The following is a 1,344-nucleotide window of genomic DNA, read 5'->3' on the forward strand; positions in this document are numbered from 1 at the left end:
GCCCCCGGCGCAGCCGGGGACGCTGGCCCCGTAGGTGGCATCGGCCGATGCCATCCCGGTGCTGAGGCTCAGGCCGGCGGTGACGACGGCGGCGATGGCGCCGAGGCGGACGGCGGTGCGCTTCCTGATCATCGGTGTCTCCTCGTGTTCGGTGGCTCGCTCTGGAAGTCGAGATCACTCTTCGAGGACCGGGGGCGTCGACGGGATCGCCGTCGTGTGCCGCCCGTTCCCAACTCAAGGGAACCGGTGACGGGCCCGCCCTTCGAGTGATTCGATCAGGTTCGAACACTCATGACGCCGGCCGGACGAGCGGCCGGCGGGTCACCTCGGGGGGTGCCGTGCTGTACCTCGACATGGACCGCGCCGTCCTCGCGAACACCCGCTTCGCGATCTCGCCGCTCACCGCCGTGACCGGCGCGCTCGGGCTCCTGCGCGACGACGCGCAGCCGGGCGGCGCGGGTTGGCGGGGCAGGGTCCGGGACGCGGTCCGCGACCGGCGGCTCGTTCTGCTGGGCACGCTGTTCGGCGGCTCGTGGGACTACGTACCGGACTTCCTGACACCGCAGCCGCAGGCCCCGGAGGCCACGGTGCAGGAGGAGCTCCACGCGGTCGCCGGCACCGGTTGCGACCGGCTGCGCTGGGAACTGGAGCTGATGGCCCGAGGGGTCGGCGAGGAGAACCTGGCGGGCCGGGTGATGCCCGTGGTCCTCCGCGAGGCCCTGGAGCGCGGCGAACGGGACTTCGCCGAGCGTGTGGCGGCGGAAATGCACCGGCTGTGGGAGTCGGCCCTCGCCCCGCACTGGCCGGCCCTGCGCACCCGCCTGGAGACGGACATCGGCCACCGGGCGCAGACCATCGCCCGCCACGGCCTGGCCGGCATGCTGGCCACCCTGCACCCCCGGGTGCTCTGGAACGACGACCAGCTGAGCCTGGTCAGCCGCTTCCAGGGCCGGATCCCCGGCAGCACCGGCCTGGTCCTGACCCCCTCGGTGTTCACCACCGGCCTGCGCATGGTCATCGACTCGGTGCCCTCGCCCGCCAAGCGGGAGCCCATGTTCGCCTATCCCTCCCAGCTCGCGGCGGCCACCACCTCCGGCCCGACGGTCCACGCCCTGCTCGGCGTGACCCGGGCCCGCCTGCTGTCCGACCTCCACACCGCCCGCACCACCGCGGAACTGAGCGAACGGCACTTCCTCGCCACCAGCACCGTCTCCTACCACCTCGGCATCCTGCACCGCACCGGGCTGATCACCCGCACCCGCACCGGACAGCACGTCCTGTACGAGCAGACCTCCCGCGCCACCGACCTGCTGGCGGGCCCCCGCCACCGCTGACGGCGCTTAC

General features: G+C 73.2%; 1 protein-coding gene. It reads left to right on the forward strand.

What is annotated here, in order from left to right:
• Positions 1–338 precede the first annotated feature (338 nt).
• Positions 339–1,334: a hypothetical protein gene (locus AB0O00_RS39755; RefSeq protein WP_363659538.1), complete on the forward strand. Its 996-nt coding sequence runs from the start codon at positions 339–341 to the stop codon at positions 1,332–1,334.
• Positions 1,335–1,344: the final 10 nt, after the last annotated feature.

This window comes from Kitasatospora sp. NPDC093558 (genome assembly GCF_040683475.1).
Lineage (GTDB): Bacteria > Actinomycetota > Actinomycetes > Streptomycetales > Streptomycetaceae > Kitasatospora.